Source organism: Haloprofundus marisrubri (genome assembly GCF_001469955.1).
Taxonomy (GTDB): domain Archaea; phylum Halobacteriota; class Halobacteria; order Halobacteriales; family Haloferacaceae; genus Haloprofundus; species Haloprofundus marisrubri.
This window is the reverse complement of record NZ_LOPU01000030.1, coordinates 124,472-150,031: the sequence shown is the minus strand read 5'-3', so window position 1 is coordinate 150,031 and position 25,560 is coordinate 124,472. Positions and strand designations below refer to the sequence as shown.

The window sequence follows — 25,560 nt, the reverse complement described above, 5'->3', positions numbered from 1 at the left end:
GAGGGACGACGGAGGTGATGACCGGCGGCGAGAACGTGGTCGACGGTGAGAGTGTGGTCGACACCCGGAGAGAGGCTATCTCCTCTCCGCGCGTACCCTCCTCGGATGTGAGTCCAGATGAAAGCATTCGTCACCGGGTCCACCGGGTTACTGGGTAGCGCACTCGTTCGAGAACTCGAACGCGACGGCCACGACGTGACCGCACTCGTGCGCTCGCACGAGAAAGCCGAGCGAGTTTTGGGAGAGACCGACGCCCGAATCGTCGTCGGGGACATGCTCGACGTCGACGGCTTCGCCGACGAACTCCGCGGACAGGACGCGGTGTTCCACACGGCGGCGTACTTCCGGGAGTATTTCGGCGTCGGCGAGCGGAACCACACCGAACAGCTCCGCGCGGTCAACGTCGATGCGACAGTCGACCTCCTGACCGCCGCCGACGACGCGGGCGTCGACAGAGTCGTCTACATCAGTTCCAGCGGCACTATCGGACCGAAAGCGGACGGGTCGCCGAGCGACGAGTCCGCCCGCCGCGAGACGACCGACACCGAGAGCTACTACTTCCGCAGCAAGATACTCGCGGAGCGAGCCATCGAACGGTTCCTCGTCACACACGACCTCCCGGTCGTGATGGTGCTTCCGGGCGTGATGATGGGACCCGGCGACGCCGCGCCGACGGCGATGGGACAGGTCGTCGTCGATTTCGTCGAAGGAAACCTTCCGACGCTCCCCGAAGGCGGGTTCTCGTTCGTCGACGTACGCGACGTCGCGTCGGCGACGGTTCGGTCCGCAGAGCGTGGTGAGTCCGGCGAGCGCTACATCGTCGGCGGGCGGTACTACGACCTCAGCGAGTTCGCCGAGGTGTTAGAGCGGGTGACGGGCGTTCGCGCCCCGAAACGCGTGCTGCCGTACCGCGTGGGTCTCGCGGTCGGCTACGCCAGCGAACTCGCTGCAAGAGTCACCGGACGCGACCCGCTCATCACCTGTGCAGCGGTCCGGACCGTTCACGAGCAGGTCGAACTCAGCTCTCAGAAGGCGATTCGTGAGTTGGACGTGACGTTCCGCCCGTTCGACGAGACACTGCGCGACGAGGTGGCGTGGTTCCGCGACAACGGTTACCTCGACTCGCCTGCAGAGCGTGACTCGACGGCGACGACGACGCCGACTGCGACGCGGTGAGTCGACAGAACCGTTCCGGAGTAACAACCCTTATTCGACCGACGACCCCATGATGAGCGCATGAACGAAGCCGACGTACGAGACCTCCTTCGGGAGGTCGAAGACCCCGACCTCGGCGAGGATATCGTCTCGCTCAGTCTGGTCAACGCCGTCGACGTCGACGACGGCGTCGCCCGCGTCTCGCTCGCACTCGGTGCGCCGTACGCGCCGAACGAGACGGAGATTGCGACCCGCGTCCGCGAAGTGCTCTCGGAGGCCGGTCTCGAAGTCGACCTCACCGCCAAACTGCCCTCGTCGCTCTCACAGAGCGAGCAGGTTCTTCCGGGCGTCAAGAACGTCATCGCCGTCGCCTCCGGGAAAGGCGGCGTCGGCAAATCGACCGTCGCGGTCAACCTTGCGGCCGGACTGTCGCAACTGGGCGCGCGCGTCGGCCTGTTCGACGCCGACGTGTACGGCCCCAACGTCCCGCGGATGGTCGCCGCCGACGACCACCCGCAGGCAACTGCCGAAGAGACCATCGTCCCGCCCGAGAAGTACGGCATGAAGCTGATGTCGATGGCGTTTCTCGTCGGCGAGGACGACCCCGTCATCTGGCGCGGCCCGATGGTCCACAAGATTCTGACACAGTTGGTCGAAGACGTGGAATGGGGCGAACTCGATTATCTCGTGCTCGACCTGCCGCCGGGAACGGGCGACACGCAACTGACCATTCTCCAGACGCTGCCACTCACCGGCGCGGTCATCGTCACGACTCCGCAGGAAGTCGCACTCGACGACGCCCGGAAGGGACTGCGGATGTTCGGCACCCACGACACGAACGTCCTCGGCGTCGTCGAGAACATGTCGAGTTTCGTCTGCCCCGACTGCGGTAACAGCCACGACATTTTCGGTTCCGGCGGCGGGAAAGCGTTAGCAGACGAAACCGACCTCCCGTATCTCGGCGGCGTTCCGCTCGACCCGGCCGTCAGAACCGGCGGCGACGGCGGCGAACCCATCGTGTTGGAGGAGGACAACGGGACGGCCGACGCCTTCCGTGTGCTGACCGAGAACGTCGCCAACAACGTCGGCGTCGTCAACCGGATGAAACTCCGCTCGCAGAAATGACCGAGGAAGCAGTCGACCCCGACGCACAGAGCGAAACAGGCGACGAGGAGACGGACGAGGAGGAACCGGATTGGCAGATGGCTCCGAACTCCGAAGCCGAGTTCTCGGGCGACGAAGAACGCGTCAGGGTGCTTCGAGAGATTGCCGAGGACGTCTACGGCGACAGTTCCGAGAGTCGGCAGTTGTCGGCGATTCTCTACCGCGTGAGCGACCTCTACGACGACGCGGGCGACACCTCGCCCGAGGAAATCTATCTGAACGTCCGCCACATCATGAACATCAAAGAACAGGGCGGGTTGCGGCGGTAGTCGTCACGACTTCTCCGTACTCCCGCACCGTTTTATCTCGTCCTCACCAACCCCCCGCCGTGGACGCCCATCAGCATACGCTGGAGAACCCCTTCAGCATGGACGAAAACTGCACGAACTGTCCGGCGCTCTGCGACACGCGCGAGAGCGTCGTCCACGGCTACGGCGACGTGGGCGCGGAGTTCCTCTTCGTCGGCGAGATGCCCAGCGCCGGGGCCGACGAGGCCGGGATTCCGTTCGTCGGCGACGCGGCGGGCGAGCGACTCCAGTATATTCTCGGCGAACTCGGCTTCTCGCGGTCGTCGCCCGAAGAGACCGAACCCGACCTCCAGAACGTCTTCGTGACGAACCTCACGCGCTGTCGCCACCCCGAACGCGACCCGACTGACGAGGAAATCGAAACCTGCGAACCGTATCTCAACGCCGAGATACGGATGATAAACCCCCAAATCATCGTCCCAATCGGCCAACGAGCGCTCGAAGCGCTGGCGTTCGACTACACCACCCGTCGTGTCGAGAGTTTCGACGTCGAAGCCGAACACGCGACGACGATTCGGGGCCGGGGCTTCGAACTCGTGCCGATGGTCAAACTCGACAGACAGACCGACGAGCAGACCGAGGCGTTCGTCGAACACATTACTGAGAGCGTCTTCGGCCGCGACTACCGTCAGACCAAGGGTCGACGCAGTCGCTGACTGTCGCCACGGTCAGTGGATCCCGCCACGGTCAGCAGGTCCCGACGCGGTGGGTGTGTATCACGCGGAAGCTACCAGTAGGGCGTCTCCGTTCTCCTCGCACGGCGGATTGCGAATCGAGCCATCACCGTGACCAAAACCGCGACGAGACCCACCGTGACGACAGTCGCTGCCGAGAGGCCCGTTGCGAGAAGCGTGAGCGCCGCACCGAGGCCCAAAACCACGACGGCCGGGACAACGACTCGTGCGAACTGTTTGAGGATATCCATACGAAACGCATCGGGAGTCTAAACAAAGAGTATTTCCAGTCATTCATCTATTTTGATACTATTTAGTCAGTATCAACGAACGTACCCTGTCAGTTCAGCAAAAGACGTTCACTAGTAAAATTGTTACCTAAGCTGTCGGGAAATAATCCATAAACTCTTTAACTCGGTATGCCGGTCCAACTGACGGACATGGATAGACCGGGCAACTCCAAGGGAGACTCTCCAAACGAGCCGAGTCGGACGTCTAACACCGAACGCACTGCAGATTCCGAATTCGCGGAGTCAGATGCGTCGGTGAACGAGTTCGTCACCGCACGCCGGACCGAAGTTGCGAACGCGACGTACGACCCGGACGACCCCGACACGCTGACGTTCGCCGTTGCGAAGGCGCTCGCACGGGCGAAAGACACCGAGCCACTCCAACTCCAGCCCCCGATTGGAAACGTCATCGACCTCGGCTTCGCCGAAGCGGTGCTGTCGAGTAACGCGACACCCGAGGCGACGCCGATGCGTTACGTCGGATTCACCTACGACGAGTACGAAGTCGTCGTCTTCAGTACCGGCGAAGTCAACGTGTACGAGCTTCCGCAACAGCGATAACGGTCCGCGCTGCGACGGGCGCGCGCAGCCACGGACCCCTTCTCTCGGTTCGATTTCGGTGAGCGACGGCAACGCAGCGTCGAGTGAACACCAGCGGGTTCAAGACGACGCCGCGACGAGAACCGACTATGACCGTCGTCGCCGTTCTGGCCGACCCGCCACGACCCGGCCTCGTGCTTCCGGAACTCGCCGAGACCAGCCCGCTCTCCGAGGCCGAGGCCGCGGAGTTCTACGCCGCGATGCTGAAAGACGCCTTCCTCGCCGCCACTCGCTCCGGTGGCGACCTACTCGTCAACTACCGCCCGGACGACCTACTCCCCGACGAGTTCGTCACCGACGAACCGTCGGCCGCGGCGGTTCGCGCACTCGCCGCCGACACGCTCGGTGACCTCTCGGACGTCCGCGTCGAGAAACAGGTCGGGTCGACGTTCGACGCCCGCGCGGGCAACACCGTCTCGCATCTACTGGACACAGAAGACGTGCGCTCGGTCGCCGTCGTGCGGGGGAACGCACCGCTGTTGACGCGAACGCTCGTCGACTCGGCGGCGATGAAACTCCGTACGACGCCCGTCGTGCTCGGCCCGTCGACCGGTGGGCGCAGTTACTACACGGCGTTCACCGACACGATTGATTTCTCCGAGGCGTTCACGCACCCCGAAATCGAGACGCTCGCAGCACACGGTCACGACGCCGGACTCGACGTCGACTTTCTCCCGATGCAACCGACCGTCGAGACGGGCGAGGACCTTCTCACCGTGTTGCCGATACTACACGCTCGCCGCGAAGCGGGCCGCATCGTCCCGAAACACACTGCCGAGTTCGTCGCGGAGATGGGTCTCCGCGTCGTCGTCGAGGACGGCGAACCGCGCGTCGTGCGCGGTTGAGGACCGACAGGACTTAGAGGCGGCCACGGGTAGTACGGACGCTGGTGGGATGGCAGAGTGGACTATTGCGCCTGCCTTGAAAGCAGGTGGCCTTCGGCCTCCTGGGTTCGAATCCCAGTCCCACCGCATTCTGATGCGAGCAAACGACGAGCGGTGTCTTCGCTCGCCACTGCGTTCGCTCTCTCGGGCGAACACTCACGAACACCATAACTAACTTACAACTCTCTCGGCGACGACGAGACCGTATGTCACACGTACCCGAACGACCACACGAGTTCGTCTGCGAGAACTGTCACATCATCTACGCCGGGACCGTCATGGGAAGCGAGAGCGGCGAACACCAGTACGAGTCGCCGACGGAGTGTGCCGCCTGCGGGTCGACGGCGTTCGTCGAACTCGACGCGTATCCGCATACGGGGTGACGGTGGGCTGAGAAGGGTAACGGTTTTGCGACCACCGACCAACTGCCGGGTATGGACTGGCCACACGACCCCGACGGCGAACAGGGCAGCGAAGGACGTCGCAAGTACGGCCACGCCGTCATCGCCAAGAAAATCGACGAAGAGGAGGATTTCCCGCTGAACCGCGACGAGTTCGTCTCCGAGTACGGCGACGACCCGATTCGTCTCGACTACGAACGCGTCGTTGCGCTCCGAGACATCTTCGAACACGTCGACCAAGAGGAGTTCTCCGACTTCGTCGACTTCCACAAAGCGGTCGGTCGCGCGATGCGCGCCAACGACCTCTGGTTCTACGAGGGCGCAGAGAACTTCACCCGCAGTCGTTCCTGACCCCGAAACTCAGGGTTCGGACTCGCTCAGCGTCACCGCATCCGACACCTCGCGGTCGAACGTCTCTCGCTCCCAATCGCGTGCGACGTCGCCGGTGACTTCCGCGCGTACTTTCTCCTCTAACAGGTTGACAGCGACGCTGTTGGCACCTTCGGGGATGATGAGGTCGGCGTGTTTCTTCGAGGGTTCGATGAACTGCTCGTGCATCGGCTTGACCGTCGAGAGATACTGGTCCATGACGCCCTCCAAATTCCGGCCGCGTTCGACGACGTCGCGGTCGATACGGCGGAGAATCCGCACGTCGGCGTCCGTCTCGACGTACAGACGGAGGTCCATCATCTCGTTTACCGCCTCGTCGTACAGCGACAGAATCCCTTCGAGGATGATGACGTCCGTCGGTTCGACGGTCATGCGTTCGTCCTTTCGGTTGTGTTCTTCGAAGTCGTACTGCGGCATCTCGACGGACTGGCCCTCGGTGAGCAGTCGCAGTTGCTCGCGGAGCAGTTCCCACTCGAACGCCGAGGGATGGTCGTAGTTGACCTCGGTTCGTTCCTCGAAGTCGAGGTGGCTGAGGTCTTCGTAGTAGTTGTCGAGCGGGATACGCGTCACCGACTCGCCGACGCTCTCGGTTATGAGTCGAGAGACGGTGGTTTTTCCCGCCCCCGTACCGCCCGCGATGCCGATGACGAACGAGGGGATAGTCATTACTCGGTAGGCATGCGCCGAGCGATTTGAACCTACTGTTTCGGCCGTTCGATGCGAAGGCGGGCCGTGCCACCCGAATCCACGAAGCAGAGAGATAGCACGTCTAGCGGATTAACTCTACTGGAGGTAGCTTTTAGCCCGATTCCGGCTTACGCTCTAGTATGAATACGGATGTCACGGTACGCGATGCCATGGAACGAGAGTTCGTCGGCGTGAGCGAATCCGACACGGTCCGCGCCGCCGCGGAGTTGATGTTCGAGGAGGACGCCGACTGCATCGTCGTCCTCAGGGGGAACGAACCCGTCGGCGTCGTCTCCTCGCGGACGGCGCTTGGTGTCGTGTTGGACGACGACGACGAGACGCTCGTCTCGGCGGTGATGACCGACCCCGAACCCATCGTCGAGTCCGAAATGGCACTCGTCGTCGCCGAAGACCACATGCGCTCTGAAGCGACGCCGTGGGCACTCGTCGTCGACGACGGCGAACTCGTGGGCCTACTCACCGAACGCGACGTCCTGATGGCGGCGACGCTGACCCAAGACGAGATGCGCGCGGACGGCCAAGAGCGCACGCCCGCCGACAGCACCGAGTTCGGTGACCCCGGCGGCGGCCCCCCGAACGCGGAGACCAACGGCGGTATCGACCCCGAGACGTACTCCTCACAGAGCATCTGCGAAATCTGTGGGTCGCTCGCCCGGACGCTCTCGAACGTCAACGGGCAACTGGTCTGTTCGGACTGCCGAGAAGTGTGAATCGCGCGGATAGTACGCTCGTCCCCGCGAAGAACCACCAGACTGCGGTGTGATACTGCCCGTCACATGTCAGCACAGAAGGCGTAACTTTATAAACTACCCCTTCCCATGCGGTAACATGACACGTGGTATCCAACGGCGTAACTTTCTGAAAGCGGTCGGTGTGACCGGTGCGGTCGGTCTGGCCGGCTGTGTACAGGGCCCCGGCGACGACGGCGGAAACGGTGGCAATGGCGGCGGCAACGGAAGCGGCAACGGCAGCACCGGCGGCGGTGGCGGTGGTGGCGGCGACGGGCCGGATTCGCTCGTCGTCATCGGCTACCCCGAGAGTGGGATTCAACTGTTCCGCGACTACTACAGCGCGAGCGACGGAAGCGAGTCGATTCTCGTTCCCGACGGGTTGCGCGATGGGACGATGCCCGGTCAGGTCGGCAACGACATGGCGAACGTCACGGGCACCGCGCCGGCGGCGGGCGGTCCGAATCAGGACGCGTTCACCCAGTTGTTCCAAGACGAGTACAACGCCGCACCGAGCGTGTTCACCTCGCAGTCGTACGACTCGGTGGCGCTTCTCATCCTCGCCAACGCTGCTGCCGGCGAGAACAGTGGCCCGGCGATTCGTGACCAGCTCCGTCGCATCGCCAACCCCGGCGGCGAGGAGTTCGGCCCACAGGACTTCATCGCCGCCGTCGAAGCGGCGGCCAACGGCGACGACATCAACTACCAGGGTGCGTCGAGTTCGACGAACTTCAACGAACAGGGCGACCCCGCCTCCGCGGCGTACGCCATCTGGGAGTTCGAAGGACAGGGTTCGCAGAACACCCCTGCTATCGAGACACAGTCGTTCGAGGGTGACAACCCCGATGGGGCCGGACCCTCGGCCGACAGTGCCTCCGGCGGCCTCGGCCGCGAAATCTCGGTCGGTATCCTCCTACCGGAGACGGGTGACCTCGCGTCGGTCGGTCAGCCGATGATTCAGGCGGCGCAGATTCCGGCGATGCAGGTCAACGATTCGGACTTGGACCTCACGGTCAACGCCCAAATCGAAGACACACAGACCTCGCCGGACGCGGGTGTCTCGGCGGCGAACTCGCTCGTCAGCGCGGGTGTTCCCGCGGTGTGCGGGTCGGCGTCGTCGGGCGTCAACGTCCCCGTCTCCCAGCAGGCGTTCATTCCGAACGAAGTCGTCGGCTGTTCGCCCTCGAGTACGGCACTGTCGGTGTCGAACCTCGAAGACGACGACTTCATCTTCCGGACCGCGCCGTCGGACTTCCTGCAGGGCCGCGTAATGGCACAGGTCGCTTCCGAGCGTCTCGACGCCGGGTCGGTCGCAACGCTGTACGTCAACAACGACTACGGCCAGCAACTGTCGAACCGTTTCACCGAGGTGTTCGAAAGCGAGTTCGACGGCACGGTGACGAATCAGGTGTCGTTCAACATCGGCGAGGCGTCGTACTCCTCGGTCATCGAGACGGCGCTGTCGGGCGGCAACTGAGCCGGTATCCGGCTAGACGACCACCCACCAACTCGGCTTTTATTCGGACGACGCGCTGCCAGTGTCGACGATACGTTGCTGATACTTTTCGAGCGACTCGCGTAGCGCGTCGCCGGCGTCGATGTCGAGCGACTCGGCGACGGTCAGAAGCGAAAACAGCGCGTCTCCGAGTTCGTCGCTCTCGACGTCGAGGTCCTCGGGTGACGCACCCCACTGCGAGGACTTCGTCGCGTCGGCGGCGAGTTCGCCGACTTCGGATGTGAGGTCCAGCAGTTGGTAGGCGGGGTCGGCGTGCATATCGTACTGGTCGAGAAACGCGGCGACTTGCTGTTGCTCGGGCATCGAACGGTGATTCTCTCGCATCGGGTAGTGAGGCTCACGCCTCGAAGGAAGTCGTTTCGGAGTGTCGTCGCCGTGCCCGCACGCGCGACGAGAGACAAGGGAGTCGAGAAAGCCAAGACAGCTAAAACAGCCGAGAGAGGCGACTACCCGCCGAGGAAGTCCTGTCTGACCTCTTGGTCGTCGAGCAACGCGCGTCCGGTGTCCATGTAGCGGTTCTGGCCGTTGACGAGGACGTACCCGCGGTCACAGCGCCGCAGCGCTTCTTTCGCATTCTGTTCGACCATCAGGATGGCCGTCCCCGCCTCGTTTATCTCGTCGATTTTGTCGAACATCTCGTCGACCAAGTCGGGCGCGAGGCCGGCGCTCGGTTCGTCTAAGAGCAACAGGTCAGGGTCGAGCATCAGCGCGCGACCCATCGCCAGCATCTGTTGTTGACCGCCGCTCATCGTCCCCGCCTTCTGGTCGCGGCGCTCTTCGAGAATGGGAAACCGCTCGTAGACGGCGTCGAGCGAATCTTTCGGTACTTCGTCGAGGATGTACGCCCCCATTTCGAGGTTCTCCTGCACACTGAGCGTCCCGAACACGTTGTCGTTCTGCGGCACGTAGCCGAGGCCGAGGCGGATGATGTCCTCCGGATTGGCTCCCGTGATGTCGGTGTCGTCGAAGCTAACGGTGCCGCCCATGTGCGTCGTGAGTCCGAAGACGGACTTCATCACCGTCGACTTTCCTGCACCATTTGGCCCCACGATGGTGACGTACTCCTCGTCTTCGACGTTCAAGTCGACGTCGGTGAGAATCTGTAAGTCGCCGTATCCGGCGTCGAGGTCGCGCACTCGAAGCAGCGTCATACGTTGCCTCCGAGGTACGCTTCGACGACCTGTTCGTTCTGTTTGATGTCGCTCGGCGTTCCTTCGGTGAGCACCTTGCCTTGGTGCATGACGATAACGTGTTCGCAGTTCTGCATGATGAGGTCCATGTCGTGTTCGACCAACAGGAACGTGTAGCCCTGTTCGCGCAGTTCGTGGACGTGTTCGAGTAGTCGGTGTTCCAGCGACGGGTTGACGCCCGCGAACGGTTCGTCCAACAGCAGCATGTCCGGGTCGGTCAGGAGCGCGCGCGCCATCTCCAGCAGTTTGCGCTGGCCGCCCGAGAGATTGCCGGCGTACTCCTCGGCGAGGTGGTCTATCTCGAAGAAATCGAGCATCTCCCACGCCCGTTCGAGCAGTTCCTCTTCCTGCCGAACGACGTCGTCTCGGACGCCTGGCGTCACCGAGCGCCACAGCGCCTCACCACGCTGGTGTTTCGGCGCGAGCATCATGTTCTCCAAGACGGTCATCTCCGAGAGCTCTCGGGCGATTTGGAACGTCCTGACGAGTCCCTTGTCGGCGACACGGTGTGGGGGTAGGCCCGTGATGTCCTCGCCGTTGAACAGCACACGGCCCTCGTCGGGCGTGTGCATCCCCGTGATGAGGTTGAACGTCGTCGACTTACCTGCTCCATTGGGACCGATGAGTCCCGTGAGCGTGCCTCGTTCGACCTCGAAACTCGCGTCGTCGACGGCGACGATGCCGCCGAACGTCTTGCGAAGGTTCTCGACGCGAAGCGGGTACTCACCCGTCTCGCTCCCCGTCGCGTCGGTGTCGAGCGTCGACGGCGACTGCGCGTCGGTTGTCGTCGGCTCCGCGCCGGTTTCGTCCCTCTCGTCGACCCCGTCGGTTTCTCCTCTCGTTTCCGTTCGGCCTCCGTCGACCGACTGCGATGCGTCGTCGACTCCGGTCGTCTCTTCGGATTCACTCATCTCTCTGACCTCCGCTGTTCGCCGAACTGTCGTTCGTTTCGCTCACTCCGTTCACGAACCCCCCGTCGGCCGCTGCAGTCGACGACTGTCGCGTCGGCCGCGAGAGGTCGATGCTGGCCGCAATCTCCTTGCGGTGACCCAACAGGCCTTCGGGGCGGTTGTGCATCAGCCAGATGAGTACGAGACCCATGATGACCAACTGAAGCTGCCGAATACTGTCGAGGGTGTACCAGACGAACGGCAGCGGGTCGAGCGACTGGAAGATGGGTGCGACCGCCGGCCCGAACCCGTTCGGCGCGTTCGTCTGCGGCAGCACCGCCTCCAAGACGTTTTTCAGGTAGAGCGGCCCCTGATACAGCACGCCCGCGAAGATTGCGCCGCCGAGAACGCTACCGGTGTTCGACCCCGCACCGCCGATGATGAGCGCAATCCAGACGAAGAACGTGATGCGCGGGCGGAAGAAGTTCGGCGTCACCGCACCCTGAACGGCCAACCAGAGGATGCCCGCCAGACCCATGAGCGCACAGCCGAGCATGAACGACTTGATTTTGAACCGGTTGGTGTTCTTGCCGAGAGCGTTCGCCACGTCTTCGTCCTCCCGAATCGCTTTCAGCACGCGGCCGAACGGCGACTCGCCGGTCCGCTTCAGCAGCCAGTAGTACGCGCCGATGAACAGCAGCAACACGCCGCCGTAGATGAGGCTGTCGACGATGGGTTTCGGATTGTTGAGGTTCAGCGGCCCGAACGACCCGAACGCGGTGACGAAGCCCAGATAGGCGTCCCAGAGGCCGAACGTCCGGAAGAACGCTTCGAGCGGTTGCGTGTAGTCGAGGATGAGCCCCGACCCGCCGCCGAAGCCGACCTGATTGCCGAACAGCGTGAACTGCTGGAACTCGCTGGAGAGAAACGAGAAGCGGACGATTTCGGACATCGCAATGGTGACGATGGCGAGATAGTCCGCCCGCAATCGTAACGCCGGTAACGCGACGATGAAGCCAAACAGCGCCGCCGCGAGCATCCCGGCGAGCACACCGACCCACAACGGGAGTCCGAGGCCGCCGACCTGTGCCGCTCCACCCGGCGTGTAGACGGGTTTCGAGACGAGCGCCATCACGTAGACGCCGACGGCCATGAAGCCGACGACGCCGATATTGAACAGTCCCGTGTACCCCCAGTGGAGGTTCAATGCCAGCGCCAACAGCGCGAAGACGCCGATATAGAACGTCAGCGCGGCTATCGAGTTGAGTTGGCCGCGGAGTTGGTAGCCGAGGATGACGCCGCTGATGATGTACGCGAGGTAGATGCCGCCGAGGACGAGCAGAATCAATCCCGCGTCGCCCTCGCGGAGTCGGGTTATTACGTCGTTGACGCGGCCGCTATTCGCCGGACCGGCGTCACCTCCGTTGTTGGCGCTCATGCTGTGGCCCTCCCGGCGAAGATACCCTGCGGACGCACCAAGAGGATGAGAATCATCACGGCGAACGCGGCGGCGCGGGCGAACGCCGACGGAATCCAGATGACCGCCATCGACGCGGTGAGGCCGATGACGATGCCGCCGGCGATTGCGCCGTAGACGGAGCCGATGCCGCCGAGGATGACCGCTGCGAAGATAAGCAACAGGAGCAGCCAGCCGTCGTCGAACGCGAGCGTCCCTTTCCAGAGTACGAAGATGTACCCCGAGATACCGGTGAGCGCGCCGCCGATAATCCACGTCCAGCGAACGACGCCTTCGGTCGGGATGCCGGTGATTCGAGCGAGGTCGCCGTTGTCCGACATCGCCCGCATCGCTTTGCCGAGTTTGCTCCGCTGCAACAGCAGGTGAACGCCGACCATCAGGCCGATGGCGACGACGAACAGCGTCATGTCGTGATAGTTGACGCGAACCCAGCCGTCGACGACGTAGAAGGAGTACGCCGGCGGTTGCGACGTGGTTCCCCGGACGTCGGACCCGAAGACGAACTGCATCAAGTACCGAAGCGCGAACGCGACGCCGATGCTGGCGATGAGCAGCGTGATGCCGTCCTCGCCGCGAAGCGGTTTGAACACGGTTCTGTCGACGAACAGCGACAGTGCCACCGCACCGATGCCGGCGACGACGACGCCGAGAACCACCGCCAGCGGCGTCGTCGAGATACCGATGCCGAGTGCGCCGCCGAACACCGACCCGCCGGCACCGACGAGCAACAGCGACCCGATGTCGGCCCGGCCGAGACCCGCGATGAGGTACGTCGTCGCCCACCCGGAGAACGCGCCGGCGGAGATGTAGTCGCCGTGCGAGAAGTTGGCGAAGTTCAGAATACTGTACGTCATCGACAGACCGACGCCCGCCAGCCCGATGACGAGGCCGCGCATCAGTCCGTCCCACATCAGTTCGCCGAGTTCGTGAATCTGTAGCTGTCCGGTCACCAACTGCGAGACGAGTACCCACAGAAGATACAGCACGAGACCGACGCCAGCCGCAGCGGCGAGTGAGTGCGTCAGCGGCCGTCTGTCGACGAACTGACGACTCCGGGAGTAGGTTTCAGCGATACCCATTGTTAACTATCACCATGATGTGTGCGGACGTGAAACACTTATAAGTGTTTCTTCATTCCGACGCGGGACCGCCCTCACTGATGCCGATTGCAGAAAACTCTATGGTACTCGAAGGTGAAAATTACAGCATCGAATCGAACAGCGTCACGTCAGCGTGTCGACTCAGAGACGAACCCACGTGAACATCCAGATAGAACCGCCGGAGATGGCCGAGGCAGGGCGTATCGCGGAGTTGTGGGTGGCGCTCGCCGACGGCCAGCGCGAGTTCGGCTCACACCTCCACGCCGAGGAGAACCGCAGCCAAATTTACGACGCTATCACGCGCCACATCGTCACCGGCGGGCTGTTAGTCGCTCGTGACCCCGATATCGTCGGCTTCGTCATGTTCGAACCGGAGGCCGACGGCTACGAGCAGGACGTTCCCCGCGGCACGATTCAGAACGTCTACGTCGAACCGGAGTATCGCAACACTGGCGTCGGAACGGCGTTGCTCGACGCCGCAGAGGGTGCGCTCGCCGACGCCGGCGCGGGCGTGGTCCGACTCGAAGCGATGGCCGACAACGACGCCGCTCGCAGACTGTACGAGCGCAGAGGCTACCGCCTCCACCGCGTCGAGTTAGAGAAGCGTGTCGAAAACGATAATACCGACCCGACGGACCGATAACTGTCGGCGCGCCAGGAGAGCATGGGCGGTGCATGCACTCGACTTGTAATCGAGACTTCGTGGGTTCAAATCCCACTCCTGGCTCTTCTCGTCCGAGCACAGCGAGGACGTGTGCGCGAGACGGTGGAATTTGAATCAGTGAGTGAAGCGAGCGCAGTGAGCGGAACGACCGTGGTTCAAATCCCGCTTCTGGCTTGTTAATTTGTGTCCGGGTTCCAGTTTGACGTTACTTCCTTAGCCTACCTGCGTACCAGCGGGTCCAATACCTCAGCCTCCGCAGCGCCGAACCACAAATGTCGGTCTAATTAGGTACTTATGTGAACCCGTGTTAGCTTTCAGAATGAAACGAATCTTTGTTCTCCTAATAGGACTACTCATTCTAACCGCAGGCTGTACTACACTACCAATCGACCGGCCCACCCACCAAGAGCGGCCGGTGACGCTGATACTCAACAATTCGATGGACGACACGAAGGTGATGGAGGTCTCTGTCGTCGAACTCCCAGCAGAGTATTCTATTCGTCGAGATAATGATTCACGCGTTACCACCTCTATCGGTCAAGGTCTCAGTATCCACGACCCGGGAGATGGGCGTGTGTATGAGACTGTTGAATTACCAGAGTCGGCCCGTCTTCATGGAAGAGATTCGTTGAAGCCGGGTGACTCAAACGAAACCTCAATTTCTTCACTCCCGCGAAACTTTGCAATTGTAGTTGTTATCTATCAGAACGAAGAAGAAATTGCCTCCTATGTCACGGCCAATTGTGATGACTTAGCGTTGGCTCAGCTCAGGGTGGAGTACGATCCAGAAGGTGCTAGTGGAACGTATGCTTGTGTATAACCTCTAGTACAACCCTGTTGCTCGGCGATTCGCGCTGATGTTCGCCGCCCCGAAGCGACTGCACATTATGCTGTTTGAGCGCTCTGATGCGAGAATCGACGTATTCGGGCACCTGGAGTGGTCGCCGTACAACCCGTTCGCCGCACTATGGCACACTTCCGCGGTCGGGGAATGGAGGTCGACGAGGGTGTTCGTCGAGCACATAAGAAACTCGGCCTCCGAGGAATTGACAATCTGATTCAGCTAGATATCTTCAAGTAACTTGTCTGTCTGTTATCACCATGAGGAAAGTTGGGGTGGTCGTCGTCGTCTTGTTGGTTCTCAGTGCAGGATGTCTCGACTCGGTCATCGACGCACCAGCAGACCAAGAGGTGCCAGTAGAGTTTGTCGCGGAGAATCTTGTGGATGATAAGACCTTCTTCAAAGTGTATGTGGTGGATCTACCTGCCAATATTACACTTCGTCTTAGCGACGGTAGACAAGGAACCTACCCCATTGGAGAAGGTGTAGGTCCTTCCAGTCCAGGTGACAATCGAACTTTCACGAAGGTGGAAGTGCCCGAGTCTGCCCGATTACATGGCAACTTCACTCTCGGTGCCAACGAAACCGTCAACAGTTCTATCGAAGACCCGCCACGCGGTTTCGCTATCGTCGTGACCGTTCACAGGGACAAAAAAGAGATTATCTCGTACGTCACCGCGAACTGTGACGACCTTCCGCTCATCGGTCTCAAAGTCACCAGACACTCGGAAGGCGTCAGCGTCGTACACTCGTGCACCTGAGATATCTCTACTCACACTTAACACAATTCCAAAGAGTTACTCGTCTGATGACCGACCCCTCGGACCGTCCGTTGAGCGATTTCGTGAAACGGTGGGCCGTTCTCATCGCCGTCGTCGTAGGTGTGGCCCTCATCGTTCGGATTCTCACTGGGTTCCCACCCGTCCCGTGGCCCTTGATAATCGCATACGGGAGCGTCCCGCTACTCACCATCTCCACTGGTGGCATCGTAGGAATCGCATTCAAGCGGCACGTATTCGGCGACCTTTCAGACCCAACTCACCGACTCGTCACCGTGGTCGTCTCGATTTCGAGTATGCTACTCATGTTCGTCGTCTCTCTCCAGCTATTCGACTGGTTGTTCCACGCTCTCGGCGTTCTCAGTGGATAACAGAGCCGAAGCCAGTTCTTTCGGTGTTCGACCCGCCACAGTGTCTCCGACCACCCCGAAACACTGAGCCGTGCTCGCCAATCGCTCAAAAGGGTTATGAGTGGGTAGCGAGTTATCTCAGATGCAATGGCGAAAGGTACGGTTGACTTTTTCAACGACACCGGCGGCTACGGCTTTATCGAGACTGAAGACGCGGACGAAGACGTGTTCTTCCACATGGAAGACGTCGGCGGTCCGGACCTCGAAGAGGGACAGGAAGTGGAGTTCGACATCGAGCAGGCCCCGAAGGGCCCGCGCGCGACGAACGTCACTCGACTGTAAACGCCGAAGTCACACTGCAGCGACTTTCGACCGACTCCACATTTTTCGCACTCACTCCGATAGTGTCTCGCTTCTCTCCATGCGACGGCCGTCGAACCGGACGCTTAACCCCACGGCCGCTCTTCGTCCGGTATGACCCCCGACGAACTCCGTCAGCGGTGGGCCGAGCGGTCCGGCGAGTTCTCGCCGGACTACTACGCGCACTACGGGCCCGACGAGACCAGCGAGGCGATTCGTCGGTGTATCGAGCGAACCACCGAAGCAGAGTCGGACCTCTCGATTCTGGAACTCGGCTGTAGTTCGGGTCGCCACCTCGTACATCTGCACGACCACGGCTACGAGGACCTCCACGGCATCGACGTCAACGAGGAGGCGATGACCGTGATGCGGCAGGCGTACCCTGAACTCGCCGCGGCGGGCACGTTCTACATCGACACCATCGAGAACGCCGTCCAAGAGTTCGACGACGACGCCTTCGACGTCGTCTACTCGATGGAGACGCTCCAGCACATCCACCCGGACAACGAGTGGGTGTTCGACGAACTCGCCCGCATCACGGCCGACCGCCTGCTGACCGTCGAAATCGAAGGCCCCAGCGAAGAGTCCGCGAACTCACAACGAGGTGAGACGGAGACGCCCGAAGTGAACTACGTCGACGACGCGGTTCCGCTGTACTACCGCGCGTGGAATCGGACGTTCGCCGCTCGCGGACTCACCGAAGTGACGTCGGAACGACTGGGCAACGACACGCTTCGACTGTTCCGATGGTCGGAGAACGCGTAGGTAGCGCTGGCGTCTCGAACCGTCGCTCGCTGGACGAGAGCGGTGAGAAGGTGTGTCAGGTGTCGCGGTGTGCCCACGACATATTGGTGTGCAGCACTGTACTGCGCAATGACAACTGTGGGGTGTGGGGATATATAACTATGTCAGACGTACGCACGACACACGCAAAATTGTCGTCCGTTTGAAACACGATATCGACCGAAGGAGAGGAGTTCCCGCCGTTAGATTGAAATACCGGGAGCGGAGACCCACCACCGTGTCCGTCGAGGATCCGATTGCCGACGCGCTCTTGGGCGAGTCCGCCTACGAGCGACTGCAAGCGGAGCGACACAGCCTCTTTCAGCAGTCTCTGACGCAGAAACTCACGTGGCAGAGCTACCTGCTGTTCTCGCTGGCGGCGCTGTATCCGGCGCTCGCAGTCCTCCCGGGAGCGCTTCGGCGGGCGTATCTCCCCGGCAGTGTCGGCTTCTCGACGCCGAAAGTCGCCTTCGTCGGTCTCGTTGCCGTCTCACTCGTCGCGCTGACTGGTCTCGGCCACGCCGGTGTCGGCCTGTGGCGACTCCGTCTCGGCCGGACGATGAACGAGACACAAGCACGGGAGTTGCTCAACGCCGAAGCAGTCTGTTCGCTGCTCGGATTCTTCACCGGTGGGTTCGCAACGACGATGACGCACGCGTTCGTGCTTCTCGGGTTCGGCGGCGTCTCGGCCGTCGAACGCTACGTCGCTGTCGGCGGCGAGAACCCCTTCGCACAGGCGGGTCTCGGTGTCTCCGTCGTCGACGTCTCCGTGCTCGCACTGGTGTCCGCCGTCTGTCTGTTGATACTGGCGGCTCTACTCTCGGTGGAAGCGTCGGTCCGCGGGTTCGGCCGGGACCTGTAAACGTTCATCGGGCAGCGAACGTTTATGTTCAATCCGTGTCAACTCGTGTACAATGGACGGTGTAGACCGGTTCTTCCTCGGCGTCGTAATACTCCTGTTCGCACTCATTTTCCTGGGCGTCGTACTGGCGTTGCTCTAAATCCGGTAAATTTTATATATGACTACTCTCGAAACGTATCGATATGCCTGAATGTACGAACTGTGGGGCGTTCGTCACCCGAGCGTACGCCCGCGTTTTCACCCCCGACGAGGTGGAGAACCCGCGAGTCTGTCCCCGGTGTGACGATATGGTGAGAGATGGAGCGACTGTGAGAAAAGCCCGCGCTCCGAGAAACCGCTGAGTGGTAAGTCGCTACGCGAGCGCGTATCGGTCGGAACTGGCGTCGCGGCCGACGAGGCCCTCCCCCTGCAACGTCCGAAGGATGCTGTAGAGCGTGAGCTTCGTCATGGCGAGGCTCTCCTGCAATTCGGCGACGCTGGCGTCTCCGTGCGTCGAGAGGTACAGGTAGACGAGTTTCGCGCGCGGTGAGCGGAGTGTATCGGGAACGGTCGTTCGTTGACTCGACTGCGACATCATCTTGGTCAACTCCATGACTTCGACAATAATAAAATCCCTCTACGACAGTCGTCGAAACACACTCGAAAACGGTGAAAATCGGGGTTTCGGACCGTCTAGAAGGATTAATCTGGATTCGAGTAACCGTTCGTGGCGTCGGTAGGCGTTCCTTTCAGGTGGTATGGTTTCGACTGTCGTCGTGACTTGCCGCAAACGTGCATCATCGTTCGTCGTCGATAACCGAGTCCGAGAGTGAAACGCGGACCGTCGAGAACGAATCCGGAGAGTGGAAGGGGCGGGAGTCGAACCACGCGAAGCCTTAAGTAATCCACCGTGGATGCGTGCGCACCCGAACGGCGGTCGCTCTACCACTGAGCCACCCTTCCGGTCACATCTACTGCCGGAGAGAACTAATAGCCGTTGGTCGGTTCGGGGTCAAAAACGGAACTGCAGCGTTCAGTAACTCCGAATCTTCGGTTCGTACGTCTTGTTTTCGCCTTCGAGGATGACCGGCTTGTACCACAGTTCCGGCGACCCCTCGTTCCACGACAGCATCGTGTGCTTCAGCCAGTTCTCGTCGTCGCGCTCTTGGTGCTCTTTGCGCCAGTGTGCGCCACGGAACTCGTCGCGCGCGAGTGCGCCGAGCGTGATGGCCTCCGCGAGGTCGAGGATGTTCCGCGTCTCGATGGTCTGGATGAGGTCGGTGTTGTACGTCCGCGAGGGGTCGTTGACGTACACGTCGGTGTAGCGCTCGCGGGCCTCTCTGAGGTCGACCAGCGCCTGCTTCAGGCCTTCCTTCTCGCGGAAGACGTTGACGTGCCGCGTCATCGACTTCTGGACCTCGGAACGAATCTCGGCGTGCTGGACGCCGTCTTCTTTGGTCATCAGGTGGTCGATGCGGCGGTTCTCGGCGTCGACGGCGCGGGTGACGACTTCGTCGCCCGTCGCGGCCATCGTTCCGCCGTCGGCAGCGCGCTCGCCGCCGTCGGCGACGGCGCTGTCGTCCGGGGAGCGAACCGCGCCGGGGGCGACGGGGGTGTCGACTTCGCCCGCTTCCCACTCGCCGCGCTTGCCGGTCGTGATTTCGGCCGTGCCGAGGTCTTTGCCCGCGGCGTGCGCGCCGGCGCGCCGCCCGAAGACGATGAGTTCCGGCAGCGCGTTGCCGCCGAGACGGTTCGAGCCGTGGACGGAGGCGCAGGCACACTCGCCGGCGGCGTAGAGGCCCGTGATGCACGTCTCGCCGTTCTCGTCGGTTTCGACGCCGCCCATCGCGTAGTGCTGGCCGGGTTTGACCGGCATCGGCTCTTCGAGCGGGTCGACGCCCTCGAAGTCCTCCGAGAGGTGGACGATGTTTTCGAGGCGGTCGATGATGCGCTCCTCGCCGAGGTGGCGCATGTCGAGGTGGACGTACTCGTCTTCGATACCGCGACCGGCGTTGATTTCGGTCAACTCCGCGCGCGACACCACGTCACGGGAGGCGAGTTCGCCGGCGTTGTTCGCGTAGCCGTACTCGAACATGAGGCGCTCGCCGTTCTCGTTGTAGAGGATGCCGCCTTCGCCACGGACACCCTCGGTGATGAGCACACCCGTCGACGGCAGCGTCGTCGGGTGGAACTGGATGAACTCCATGTCCTCCATCGGGACGCCCGCGCGGTAGGCCATCGCCACGCCGTCGCCGGTGTTGGCGACGGCGTTGGTGGTGTGGTCGAACACCTGTCCGGGGCCACCCGTTGCGAGGATGACGCCGTTGCGGGCGCGGAAGCCCGACACCTCGCCCGACTGGATGTCGTAGGCGACGATGCCGTGACAGCTACGTTCCTCTGGGACTTCTTCGTCGGAGACGGCGAGGTTGAGTACGTACCACTCGTCGTACACCTTGATGCCACGCTTGACGAGTTGCTCGTACATCGTGTGGAGCAACTGGTGACCCGTCTCCGCACCCGCGTACGTCGTCCGCGGGAACGAGAGGCCGCCGAACGGTCGCTGACTGACGCGGCCGTCGTCGTCGCGGGAGAAGGCCATCCCCCAGTGTTCGAGTTGGATGGTCTCTTTCGGACTGTCCTGACAGAGCGTTTCGATGGCCGGGGCGTCGCCGAGGTAGTCCGACCCTTTCATCGTGTCGTACGCGTGGTCTTCCCACGAGTCGCCCTCGCGGAGCGCGGCGTTGATGCCGCCTTCTGCCGCGCCGGTGTGACTGCGTACGGGGTGGAGTTTCGAGACGATAGCCACGTCCGCCCCCTCTTCCTGCGCCGCGATAGCGGCGCGCAGGCCGGCGCCGCCGGCGCCGACCACGATTACGTCGTGTTCGTACATATCTGGTTTCTGAGCGTTGTTAGGACTGGGTGAACTTGAGGTTCACTACCAGAACTTTAGGTTGTTCTTGACGGCTTCTCGCTTGAGTTCCTGGATATGGGCCGTCAACGGGATGTCTTTCGGGCACACTTCGGTACAGGAGAACTGCGTCTGACAGCGCCAGACACCGTGTTCCTGTTCGAGAATGCGCAGTCGGTGCTCCTTCATGTCCGAGCCTTCGCGTTCGTCCATCGCAAAGCGGTACGCTTTGTTGATGGCCGCCGGGCCGAGATACTCGTTGTCGCCCGCCGCGATGTTACACGACGACATACACGCGCCACACCAGATGCAGCGCGTCGACATCTTCACTTTCTCGCGGTTCTCACGCGTCTGTCGCTGCTCGTCGAGTTCGCCGTCGGGCAGGTCGTTCGTCTGGAAGAACGGTTCGACCGCTTCCATCTGGTCGTAGAAATGTTCCATGTCGACGACCAGGTCTTTGACGACTTCCTGATGCGGCAGGGGTTCGACGCGTACGGGTTCTTCGAGGTCCGATAGCTGCGTCTTACAGCAGAGTCGCTGCCGGCCGTTGACGAACATCGCGTCGGAGCCACAGATGGCCTGTCGACACGAGTGTCGGAACGTCAGCGAGGAGTCGAAGTGGTCCCGCGCGTACATGAGCGCGTCGAGGACGGTCATCCCCTTGTGATACGGGACGTGGAACTCGTCGAACCGCGGTTCCTGTTTCCCCTCGACTTCGGGGTCGTAACGGAACACCTTGAGGTGGTAGCGGTTCTCGTCGCTCGCGGCTTCCTCCTCGGTTCGCTCGCGTTCGCGTTCTTCGACGCGTTCGCGGCGGTCGGCTTTGCGCTGTTGGCGTCGCTGTTGTGCGACAGGGACCGACTCCGTCTCGGTCTCCGCCTCCGATTCTTCGGTCTCTTGGGTTTCGGGTACTTGCGTGCTCATGTTAGAGTGGGATACCTCCGGACCACGCGAGAGCGGTCCGAACGCCTTGGATGATGAGAACCGCGCTGGCGACGACGAGCGTCCACTTGACGACGCTCAGTTTCGTGCCTTCCAGCCCCTGGTTGACCAGCGCGTTGTAGACCCCGTTGACGCCGTGGAACGTCGCGGTGACGAGGAACAGAATCATCAACGAGAAGTACGTCAGCGTCTCCATCCGTGCCTGACTCGCCGCGAACGTCACTTCGTCGGCGTGGTTGACGAAGTGCAGCAGGAAGAAGTGGAACGCGAGCACGACGACGAGGAACGCCGCCGTGATGCGCTGCCACAGCCACCGCCGGCCGCCACGCTCGAACGAGGAGTAGCGTTCCGCCATCTCAGAACGCCCCCGCGACGAACGTCGGGATGCTTGCGACGACGATTGCGCCCGTCAGCACCAGCGACGCGTAGAAACTCTTGTCCTGTGCCTCCAGTCCGACGCCGAGGTCCACGAGCAGTAGCCGAAGCCCGTTGAGAATGTGGAACACCGCCACCGCGAGCAGTCCCACTTCGAGAATGCGCACGATAGGCTGCATCTCCAGCATCTGGATGGTATCGGTGTACGCCTGTGGAGTGGTCAGCGCCGTCGAGAGGACGGCGATGTGGGTGAACAGGTAGCCCACCAGCACCCATCCGGTGAACTTGTGGAAAATCCAGGCCCACATGCCAGCCGAGAACTCCCGCCAACGGCCGAAGTCCTCCACGAGGCCTCGATTGTACGATTGACTCATACTCCCGTGAGTCTGGGAACCGGGGTGCTATAGAAGTTACGTGTGTCCGCGCGTGGAACCGGGAGCGCTCGCCTGTTTTGCCGCTTTCGTTCCCGAACACAAGAACGTCTCCGGCCGACGCCGGAGACGGCGATGAAACGGGAGTGAGACGCCGACTTCGCGGTGTCGACTCGCTCTCTCACCGACGGATTACGTCTCGGCGTCCGCTACCGGCGACTGCTCGCGTTCGAGCACCCGCCGCGTTGACGTACTCAGTTCGACGAGGTGACAGATGGGGTTGCCCGGGTAGACGACGGGGTTCTCCAAGATGCCGACGAGAAGGCCAGTGAAGGGCGCTTCGACGGCGATGTTGTCGTCGAGGAACGGGTTCGTGATGGTACAGATTCGGTCGCCCTCGTGGACGAGCGCTCCCCGAGAGTAGTGCATATCGACGATGCCGCCGGCGTCGGCGCGAATCCACGTTTTCTCACGGTCACCGGTGATGACGGTCCGCCAGCCCGGCCACCGGACAGCGCTCGTCTCGCGGACGCCGTACTCCGCGAAGACGCTCTCGACGCCCGCGAGCGCTTCGTCGATGAGGTCACGCTGGAACCGGTGGGCTTCGCCCATCTCCAACGTGATAGTCGGCACGCCCGCGCGCGTCGCCTCGCCGCGAAGCGACCCGTCCGGCCCTTCGCCGTCGAGGATGACGTTCGACCCGAACGCGTACGCGACGCGTCGAACGCCGTCGTCTTCGAGATTCCCGCGGACGTGGAGCATGTTCGTCCGTCCGCGCGTCGACGTGTGGAAGTCGAGACCGATGTCGCACGGTTCGATGAAGTTTCTGAAGATTTGGTCGGCCATCCGCTTGGCGCTCGTCGAACTCTCGGAGCCCGGAAACGAACGGTTCAGGTCGCGGTCGAGAATCGGGAGATAGCGCTGCTGGGCGAGAAAGCCCGGCACGTTCAACACGGGCATGCAGACGAGCGTCCCGCAGAGGTCGGTGTGGTCCCACCCGTGGGCGACGGTCCGAACGACTTCGATGCCGTTCAGTTCGTCGCCGTGTGCCGCCGCCGAGAGAAAGACGGTGGGTCCGTCGCGTTCGCCGTTGATGATGGTTACGGGAATCCGAACCGGGTCGCCCAGATACGTCTCGCTCACACTATACCGCAGATTCTGCGTCTCGCCCGGGTCGACCCTCCCCCCGTTGTAGGTGAAGGCCGAGTCGTCGCTCATGAACACCCCTCGGAGGTGGGCGACTATAAACACCGACGACAGAATCGCATCTAATCCGACGCCGAGTCGTATATAACGTACTGTAGCGCAGACGTGACGCCACCGCATCGGAATTGTTACGCTGACGACGCCAACGGCGTCTAGACCGGCATATCTTTGAAACTGCGTTCGGTACGTCTGTCCACATGGCTCTTTCAGACGACGAGACGGTGCGTGTCGGGGTTCTCTCGCTGCACAACAGCAAAGAGACCAAGGCAATCTTGAACGCCGTCGAGGAACTCGGTCACGAACCGGTGTGGCTCCGCCGCGAGAACACCGCGATGAACATCGAAGACAGCGAAGTGTCCATCGAACCGGGCGTCGACGTCATCGCGAACAGACTTTTGCTGTCGAACACCGAGGAACCCGCCGAGGGTCTCGGCTTGGCGACGACGTTCAACCGCGTCCGGCCGATGCTGAACGAACCCGGTGCGGTGCTGACGGCCATCCACAAGTTCGCCACGGCGGCGACGCTGGCCGACTGGAACATCCAGGTTCCCGACGCACTGCTCGCGCTCTCGAACGACCGCCTGAATCAGGGCCGACAGAAGTTCGGCGACGTCGGCGTCTACAAAACCGCTATCGGCACTCACGGCGGCGGGACGTGGAAAGTCGACCTCACCGAACCGGTCAACCCGAAAGTCGGCAACCGTCAGGCGTTCCTGCAGGAACTCATCGAACGCGACAGCGACCGACACCGCGACCTGCGCGTCTACGTCGTCGGCGAGGAAATCGTCGGCGCGATGCACCGCTACGCGCCGGAAGGCGACTGGCGAACGAACGTCGCCCTCGGCGGCGACGTCCAGAACGCCACCGAGACGATGCCCGAGGAGGCCGCCGAAACCGCCCTCTACGCGGCGGAAGTCATCGGCCTCGACTACGCGGGCGTCGACCTCGTCGAGGGTAACGACGGCTGGTACGTTCTCGAAGTGAACCCGACGGCCGGGTTCAAAGGACTGTACAAAGCGACCGGCAAGAGTCCCGCACCGCACATCGCGCAACTGGCTATCGAACGCGCCGGCGGCGACGTCGAGGACGACCGCGTGAACGAACTGTCGGCGACGCTCGACGACTCCCGACCCTCGTGCATGCCGCGCATCGAACCGCCGGAGAACGAGGAGGTACCGATGATTGGCTACATCGAAGACGTCGTCGTCAGCGGCACCAGCGGGTCGACGCAGACGCTCGCCAAATCCGACACGGGCGCGACTCGAACGAGCATCGACACCTCGCTGGCCGCCGAAATCGGGGCCGGCCCCATCAAGAGCATGACGCGCGTCAAATCCGGCAGCATGAAGCGCGGGAAGGCCCGCCCGGTCGTCGACCTCGTCATCGGTATCGGCGGTAACCAGCACACGGTGACCGCGAGCGTCGAGGACCGCAGCCACATGGACTACCCACTGCTTCTGGGCCGCGACATCCTCGAACACTACCGTGTCGACGTTCGCCGCCGCGCCGACGTCGACGCGAAAGACGACGACGAACGCGAAGAGGAGTATCTGGAGTAAGTTGGAGTAATCCGGCGGACTCAGCAACCCGCCGTCGGACGGTCTCTCACTCGTCGTTTTTCGCTTTTCTCACCTCTCATCTCCGCTCGCGTATCCTGATACTCTG

32 protein-coding genes and 3 tRNA genes are annotated in these 25,560 nt (G+C 62.1%); 21 read left to right on the top strand and 14 right to left on the bottom strand.

What is annotated here, in order from left to right; genetic code table 11:
- The first annotated feature begins 117 nt into the window (after positions 1-117).
- From AUR64_RS15580 to AUR64_RS15565, 4 genes are all read left to right on the top strand, one after another.
- Positions 118-1,176 carry an SDR family oxidoreductase gene (locus AUR64_RS15580; protein ID WP_058582885.1) on the top strand — a complete coding sequence of 353 codons (1,059 nt, stop codon included), beginning with the start codon at positions 118-120 and terminating at the stop codon, positions 1,174-1,176.
- Between the two features lie 60 nt (positions 1,177-1,236).
- Complete coding sequence (locus tag AUR64_RS15575; protein ID WP_058582884.1) at positions 1,237-2,280, top strand: Mrp/NBP35 family ATP-binding protein; 1,044 nt, start codon at positions 1,237-1,239, stop codon at positions 2,278-2,280.
- Between the two features lie 77 nt (positions 2,281-2,357).
- Positions 2,358-2,588 carry a hypothetical protein gene (locus AUR64_RS15570; RefSeq protein ID WP_394326104.1) on the top strand — a complete coding sequence of 77 codons (231 nt, stop codon included), beginning with the start codon at positions 2,358-2,360 and terminating at the stop codon, positions 2,586-2,588.
- A 59-nt stretch (positions 2,589-2,647) separates the two neighbouring features.
- Entirely contained in the window at positions 2,648-3,283 is a 636-nt protein-coding gene (locus tag AUR64_RS15565) for a uracil-DNA glycosylase (RefSeq protein WP_058582882.1), read from the top strand.
- A 71-nt stretch (positions 3,284-3,354) separates the two neighbouring features.
- Here the strand turns inward: AUR64_RS15565 and AUR64_RS15560 are convergent, their stop codons facing one another.
- Positions 3,355-3,552, bottom strand: coding sequence for a hypothetical protein (locus tag AUR64_RS15560; protein ID WP_058582881.1), 198 nt, complete (start codon positions 3,550-3,552; stop codon positions 3,355-3,357).
- A 294-nt stretch (positions 3,553-3,846) separates the two neighbouring features.
- Here AUR64_RS15560 and AUR64_RS15555 point away from each other — a divergent pair, with 294 nt between their 5' ends.
- The 5 genes from AUR64_RS15555 (at position 3,847) to AUR64_RS15540 (ending at position 5,827) form a co-directional block, all read left to right on the top strand.
- Entirely contained in the window at positions 3,847-4,152 is a 306-nt protein-coding gene (locus AUR64_RS15555) for a HalOD1 output domain-containing protein (protein ID WP_058582880.1), read from the top strand.
- Between the two features lie 128 nt (positions 4,153-4,280).
- Entirely contained in the window at positions 4,281-5,036 is a 756-nt protein-coding gene (locus AUR64_RS15550) for a DUF2064 domain-containing protein (protein ID WP_058583005.1), read from the top strand.
- A gap of 43 nt (positions 5,037-5,079) precedes the next feature.
- Positions 5,080-5,162: transfer RNA gene (locus AUR64_RS15545), tRNA-Ser, on the top strand.
- Between the two features lie 119 nt (positions 5,163-5,281).
- A complete protein-coding gene (locus tag AUR64_RS20965; protein WP_169794671.1) occupies positions 5,282-5,458 on the top strand; it encodes a hypothetical protein in 177 nt (58 codons plus the stop codon).
- Between the two features lie 51 nt (positions 5,459-5,509).
- A complete protein-coding gene (locus AUR64_RS15540) occupies positions 5,510-5,827 on the top strand; it encodes a DUF5785 family protein (protein ID WP_058582879.1) in 318 nt (105 codons plus the stop codon).
- 9 nt (positions 5,828-5,836) lie between these two features.
- Here the strand turns inward: AUR64_RS15540 and udk are convergent, their stop codons facing one another.
- Positions 5,837-6,532 (bottom strand): uridine kinase, encoded by a 696-nt coding sequence (udk, locus tag AUR64_RS15535; protein WP_058582878.1) that lies wholly within the window; start codon positions 6,530-6,532, stop codon positions 5,837-5,839.
- Between the two features lie 161 nt (positions 6,533-6,693).
- Here udk and AUR64_RS15530 point away from each other — a divergent pair, with 161 nt between their 5' ends.
- Positions 6,694-7,284 carry a CBS domain-containing protein gene (locus AUR64_RS15530; RefSeq protein ID WP_071391302.1) on the top strand — a complete coding sequence of 197 codons (591 nt, stop codon included), beginning with the start codon at positions 6,694-6,696 and terminating at the stop codon, positions 7,282-7,284.
- Between the two features lie 118 nt (positions 7,285-7,402).
- A complete protein-coding gene (locus AUR64_RS15525) occupies positions 7,403-8,779 on the top strand; it encodes an ABC transporter substrate-binding protein (protein ID WP_058582876.1) in 1,377 nt (458 codons plus the stop codon).
- A 39-nt stretch (positions 8,780-8,818) separates the two neighbouring features.
- Here the strand turns inward: AUR64_RS15525 and AUR64_RS15520 are convergent, their stop codons facing one another.
- The 5 genes from AUR64_RS15520 to AUR64_RS15500 form a co-directional block, all read right to left on the bottom strand.
- The gene (locus AUR64_RS15520) at positions 8,819-9,121 is read right to left on the bottom strand and encodes a MazG nucleotide pyrophosphohydrolase domain-containing protein (RefSeq protein WP_058583004.1); all 303 of its coding nucleotides are present in this window, start codon (positions 9,119-9,121) and stop codon (positions 8,819-8,821) included.
- 143 nt (positions 9,122-9,264) lie between these two features.
- Complete coding sequence (locus AUR64_RS15515; RefSeq protein WP_058582875.1) at positions 9,265-9,969, bottom strand: ABC transporter ATP-binding protein; 705 nt, start codon at positions 9,967-9,969, stop codon at positions 9,265-9,267.
- The gene (locus AUR64_RS15510) at positions 9,966-10,919 is read right to left on the bottom strand and encodes an ABC transporter ATP-binding protein (protein ID WP_058582874.1); all 954 of its coding nucleotides are present in this window, start codon (positions 10,917-10,919) and stop codon (positions 9,966-9,968) included. Before AUR64_RS15510 ends, AUR64_RS15515 begins: the two co-directional genes overlap by 4 nt.
- Positions 10,912-12,336 (bottom strand): branched-chain amino acid ABC transporter permease, encoded by a 1,425-nt coding sequence (locus tag AUR64_RS15505; protein ID WP_058582873.1) that lies wholly within the window; start codon positions 12,334-12,336, stop codon positions 10,912-10,914. Before AUR64_RS15505 ends, AUR64_RS15510 begins: the two co-directional genes overlap by 8 nt.
- Positions 12,333-13,454: a branched-chain amino acid ABC transporter permease gene (locus AUR64_RS15500; RefSeq protein ID WP_058582872.1), complete on the bottom strand. Its 1,122-nt coding sequence runs from the start codon at positions 13,452-13,454 to the stop codon at positions 12,333-12,335. The genes AUR64_RS15505 and AUR64_RS15500 overlap by 4 nt, the downstream gene beginning before the upstream one ends.
- 184 nt (positions 13,455-13,638) lie before the next feature.
- Here AUR64_RS15500 and AUR64_RS15495 point away from each other — a divergent pair, with 184 nt between their 5' ends.
- The 9 genes from AUR64_RS15495 (at position 13,639) to AUR64_RS21435 (ending at position 18,455) form a co-directional block, all read left to right on the top strand.
- The gene (locus AUR64_RS15495; protein ID WP_058583003.1) at positions 13,639-14,118 is read left to right on the top strand and encodes a GNAT family N-acetyltransferase; all 480 of its coding nucleotides are present in this window, start codon (positions 13,639-13,641) and stop codon (positions 14,116-14,118) included.
- A 10-nt stretch (positions 14,119-14,128) separates the two neighbouring features.
- Positions 14,129-14,202: transfer RNA gene (locus AUR64_RS15490), tRNA-Thr, on the top strand.
- Between the two features lie 256 nt (positions 14,203-14,458).
- Positions 14,459-14,959: a hypothetical protein gene (locus AUR64_RS20600; protein ID WP_155120630.1), complete on the top strand. Its 501-nt coding sequence runs from the start codon at positions 14,459-14,461 to the stop codon at positions 14,957-14,959.
- A gap of 281 nt (positions 14,960-15,240) precedes the next feature.
- Positions 15,241-15,741: a hypothetical protein gene (locus AUR64_RS20595; RefSeq protein ID WP_155120629.1), complete on the top strand. Its 501-nt coding sequence runs from the start codon at positions 15,241-15,243 to the stop codon at positions 15,739-15,741.
- 47 nt (positions 15,742-15,788) lie between these two features.
- Entirely contained in the window at positions 15,789-16,130 is a 342-nt protein-coding gene (locus AUR64_RS15475; protein WP_058582869.1) for a hypothetical protein, read from the top strand.
- 126 nt (positions 16,131-16,256) lie between these two features.
- Entirely contained in the window at positions 16,257-16,451 is a 195-nt protein-coding gene (locus AUR64_RS15470; RefSeq protein WP_058582868.1) for a cold-shock protein, read from the top strand.
- A gap of 132 nt (positions 16,452-16,583) precedes the next feature.
- Positions 16,584-17,234 carry a class I SAM-dependent methyltransferase gene (locus AUR64_RS15465; protein WP_058582867.1) on the top strand — a complete coding sequence of 217 codons (651 nt, stop codon included), beginning with the start codon at positions 16,584-16,586 and terminating at the stop codon, positions 17,232-17,234.
- Positions 17,235-17,490: 256 nt separating this feature from the next.
- Positions 17,491-18,114, top strand: coding sequence for a hypothetical protein (locus AUR64_RS15460; protein WP_058582866.1), 624 nt, complete (start codon positions 17,491-17,493; stop codon positions 18,112-18,114).
- A 182-nt stretch (positions 18,115-18,296) separates the two neighbouring features.
- Complete coding sequence (locus tag AUR64_RS21435) at positions 18,297-18,455, top strand: DUF7563 family protein (protein WP_449271950.1); 159 nt, start codon at positions 18,297-18,299, stop codon at positions 18,453-18,455.
- Between the two features lie 11 nt (positions 18,456-18,466).
- Here the strand turns inward: AUR64_RS21435 and AUR64_RS15455 are convergent, their stop codons facing one another.
- From AUR64_RS15455 to AUR64_RS15425, 7 genes are all read right to left on the bottom strand, one after another.
- On the bottom strand, positions 18,467-18,706 hold the full coding sequence (locus AUR64_RS15455; protein WP_240479623.1) for a TrmB family transcriptional regulator: 240 nt from the start codon (positions 18,704-18,706) through the stop codon (positions 18,467-18,469).
- Between the two features lie 251 nt (positions 18,707-18,957).
- A tRNA-OTHER gene (locus AUR64_RS15450) sits at positions 18,958-19,056 on the bottom strand.
- 70 nt (positions 19,057-19,126) lie between these two features.
- Positions 19,127-20,983, bottom strand: a complete 1,857-nt coding sequence (locus AUR64_RS15445) for an FAD-binding protein (RefSeq protein ID WP_058582865.1) — start codon at positions 20,981-20,983, stop codon at positions 19,127-19,129.
- A 45-nt stretch (positions 20,984-21,028) separates the two neighbouring features.
- Positions 21,029-21,925 carry a succinate dehydrogenase/fumarate reductase iron-sulfur subunit gene (locus AUR64_RS15440; protein WP_058582864.1) on the bottom strand — a complete coding sequence of 299 codons (897 nt, stop codon included), beginning with the start codon at positions 21,923-21,925 and terminating at the stop codon, positions 21,029-21,031.
- 1 nt (position 21,926) lies between these two features.
- Positions 21,927-22,298 carry a succinate dehydrogenase hydrophobic membrane anchor subunit gene (locus tag AUR64_RS15435; RefSeq protein WP_058582863.1) on the bottom strand — a complete coding sequence of 124 codons (372 nt, stop codon included), beginning with the start codon at positions 22,296-22,298 and terminating at the stop codon, positions 21,927-21,929.
- A 1-nt stretch (position 22,299) separates the two neighbouring features.
- Positions 22,300-22,692, bottom strand: coding sequence for a succinate dehydrogenase, cytochrome b556 subunit (gene sdhC, locus AUR64_RS15430; protein ID WP_058582862.1), 393 nt, complete (start codon positions 22,690-22,692; stop codon positions 22,300-22,302).
- A gap of 189 nt (positions 22,693-22,881) precedes the next feature.
- The gene (locus AUR64_RS15425; protein WP_058582861.1) at positions 22,882-23,907 is read right to left on the bottom strand and encodes a succinylglutamate desuccinylase/aspartoacylase family protein; all 1,026 of its coding nucleotides are present in this window, start codon (positions 23,905-23,907) and stop codon (positions 22,882-22,884) included.
- 185 nt (positions 23,908-24,092) lie between these two features.
- Here AUR64_RS15425 and AUR64_RS15420 point away from each other — a divergent pair, with 185 nt between their 5' ends.
- Positions 24,093-25,454, top strand: coding sequence for a putative ATP-dependent zinc protease (locus AUR64_RS15420; RefSeq protein WP_058582860.1), 1,362 nt, complete (start codon positions 24,093-24,095; stop codon positions 25,452-25,454).
- The last annotated feature ends 106 nt before the right edge of the window (positions 25,455-25,560 follow it).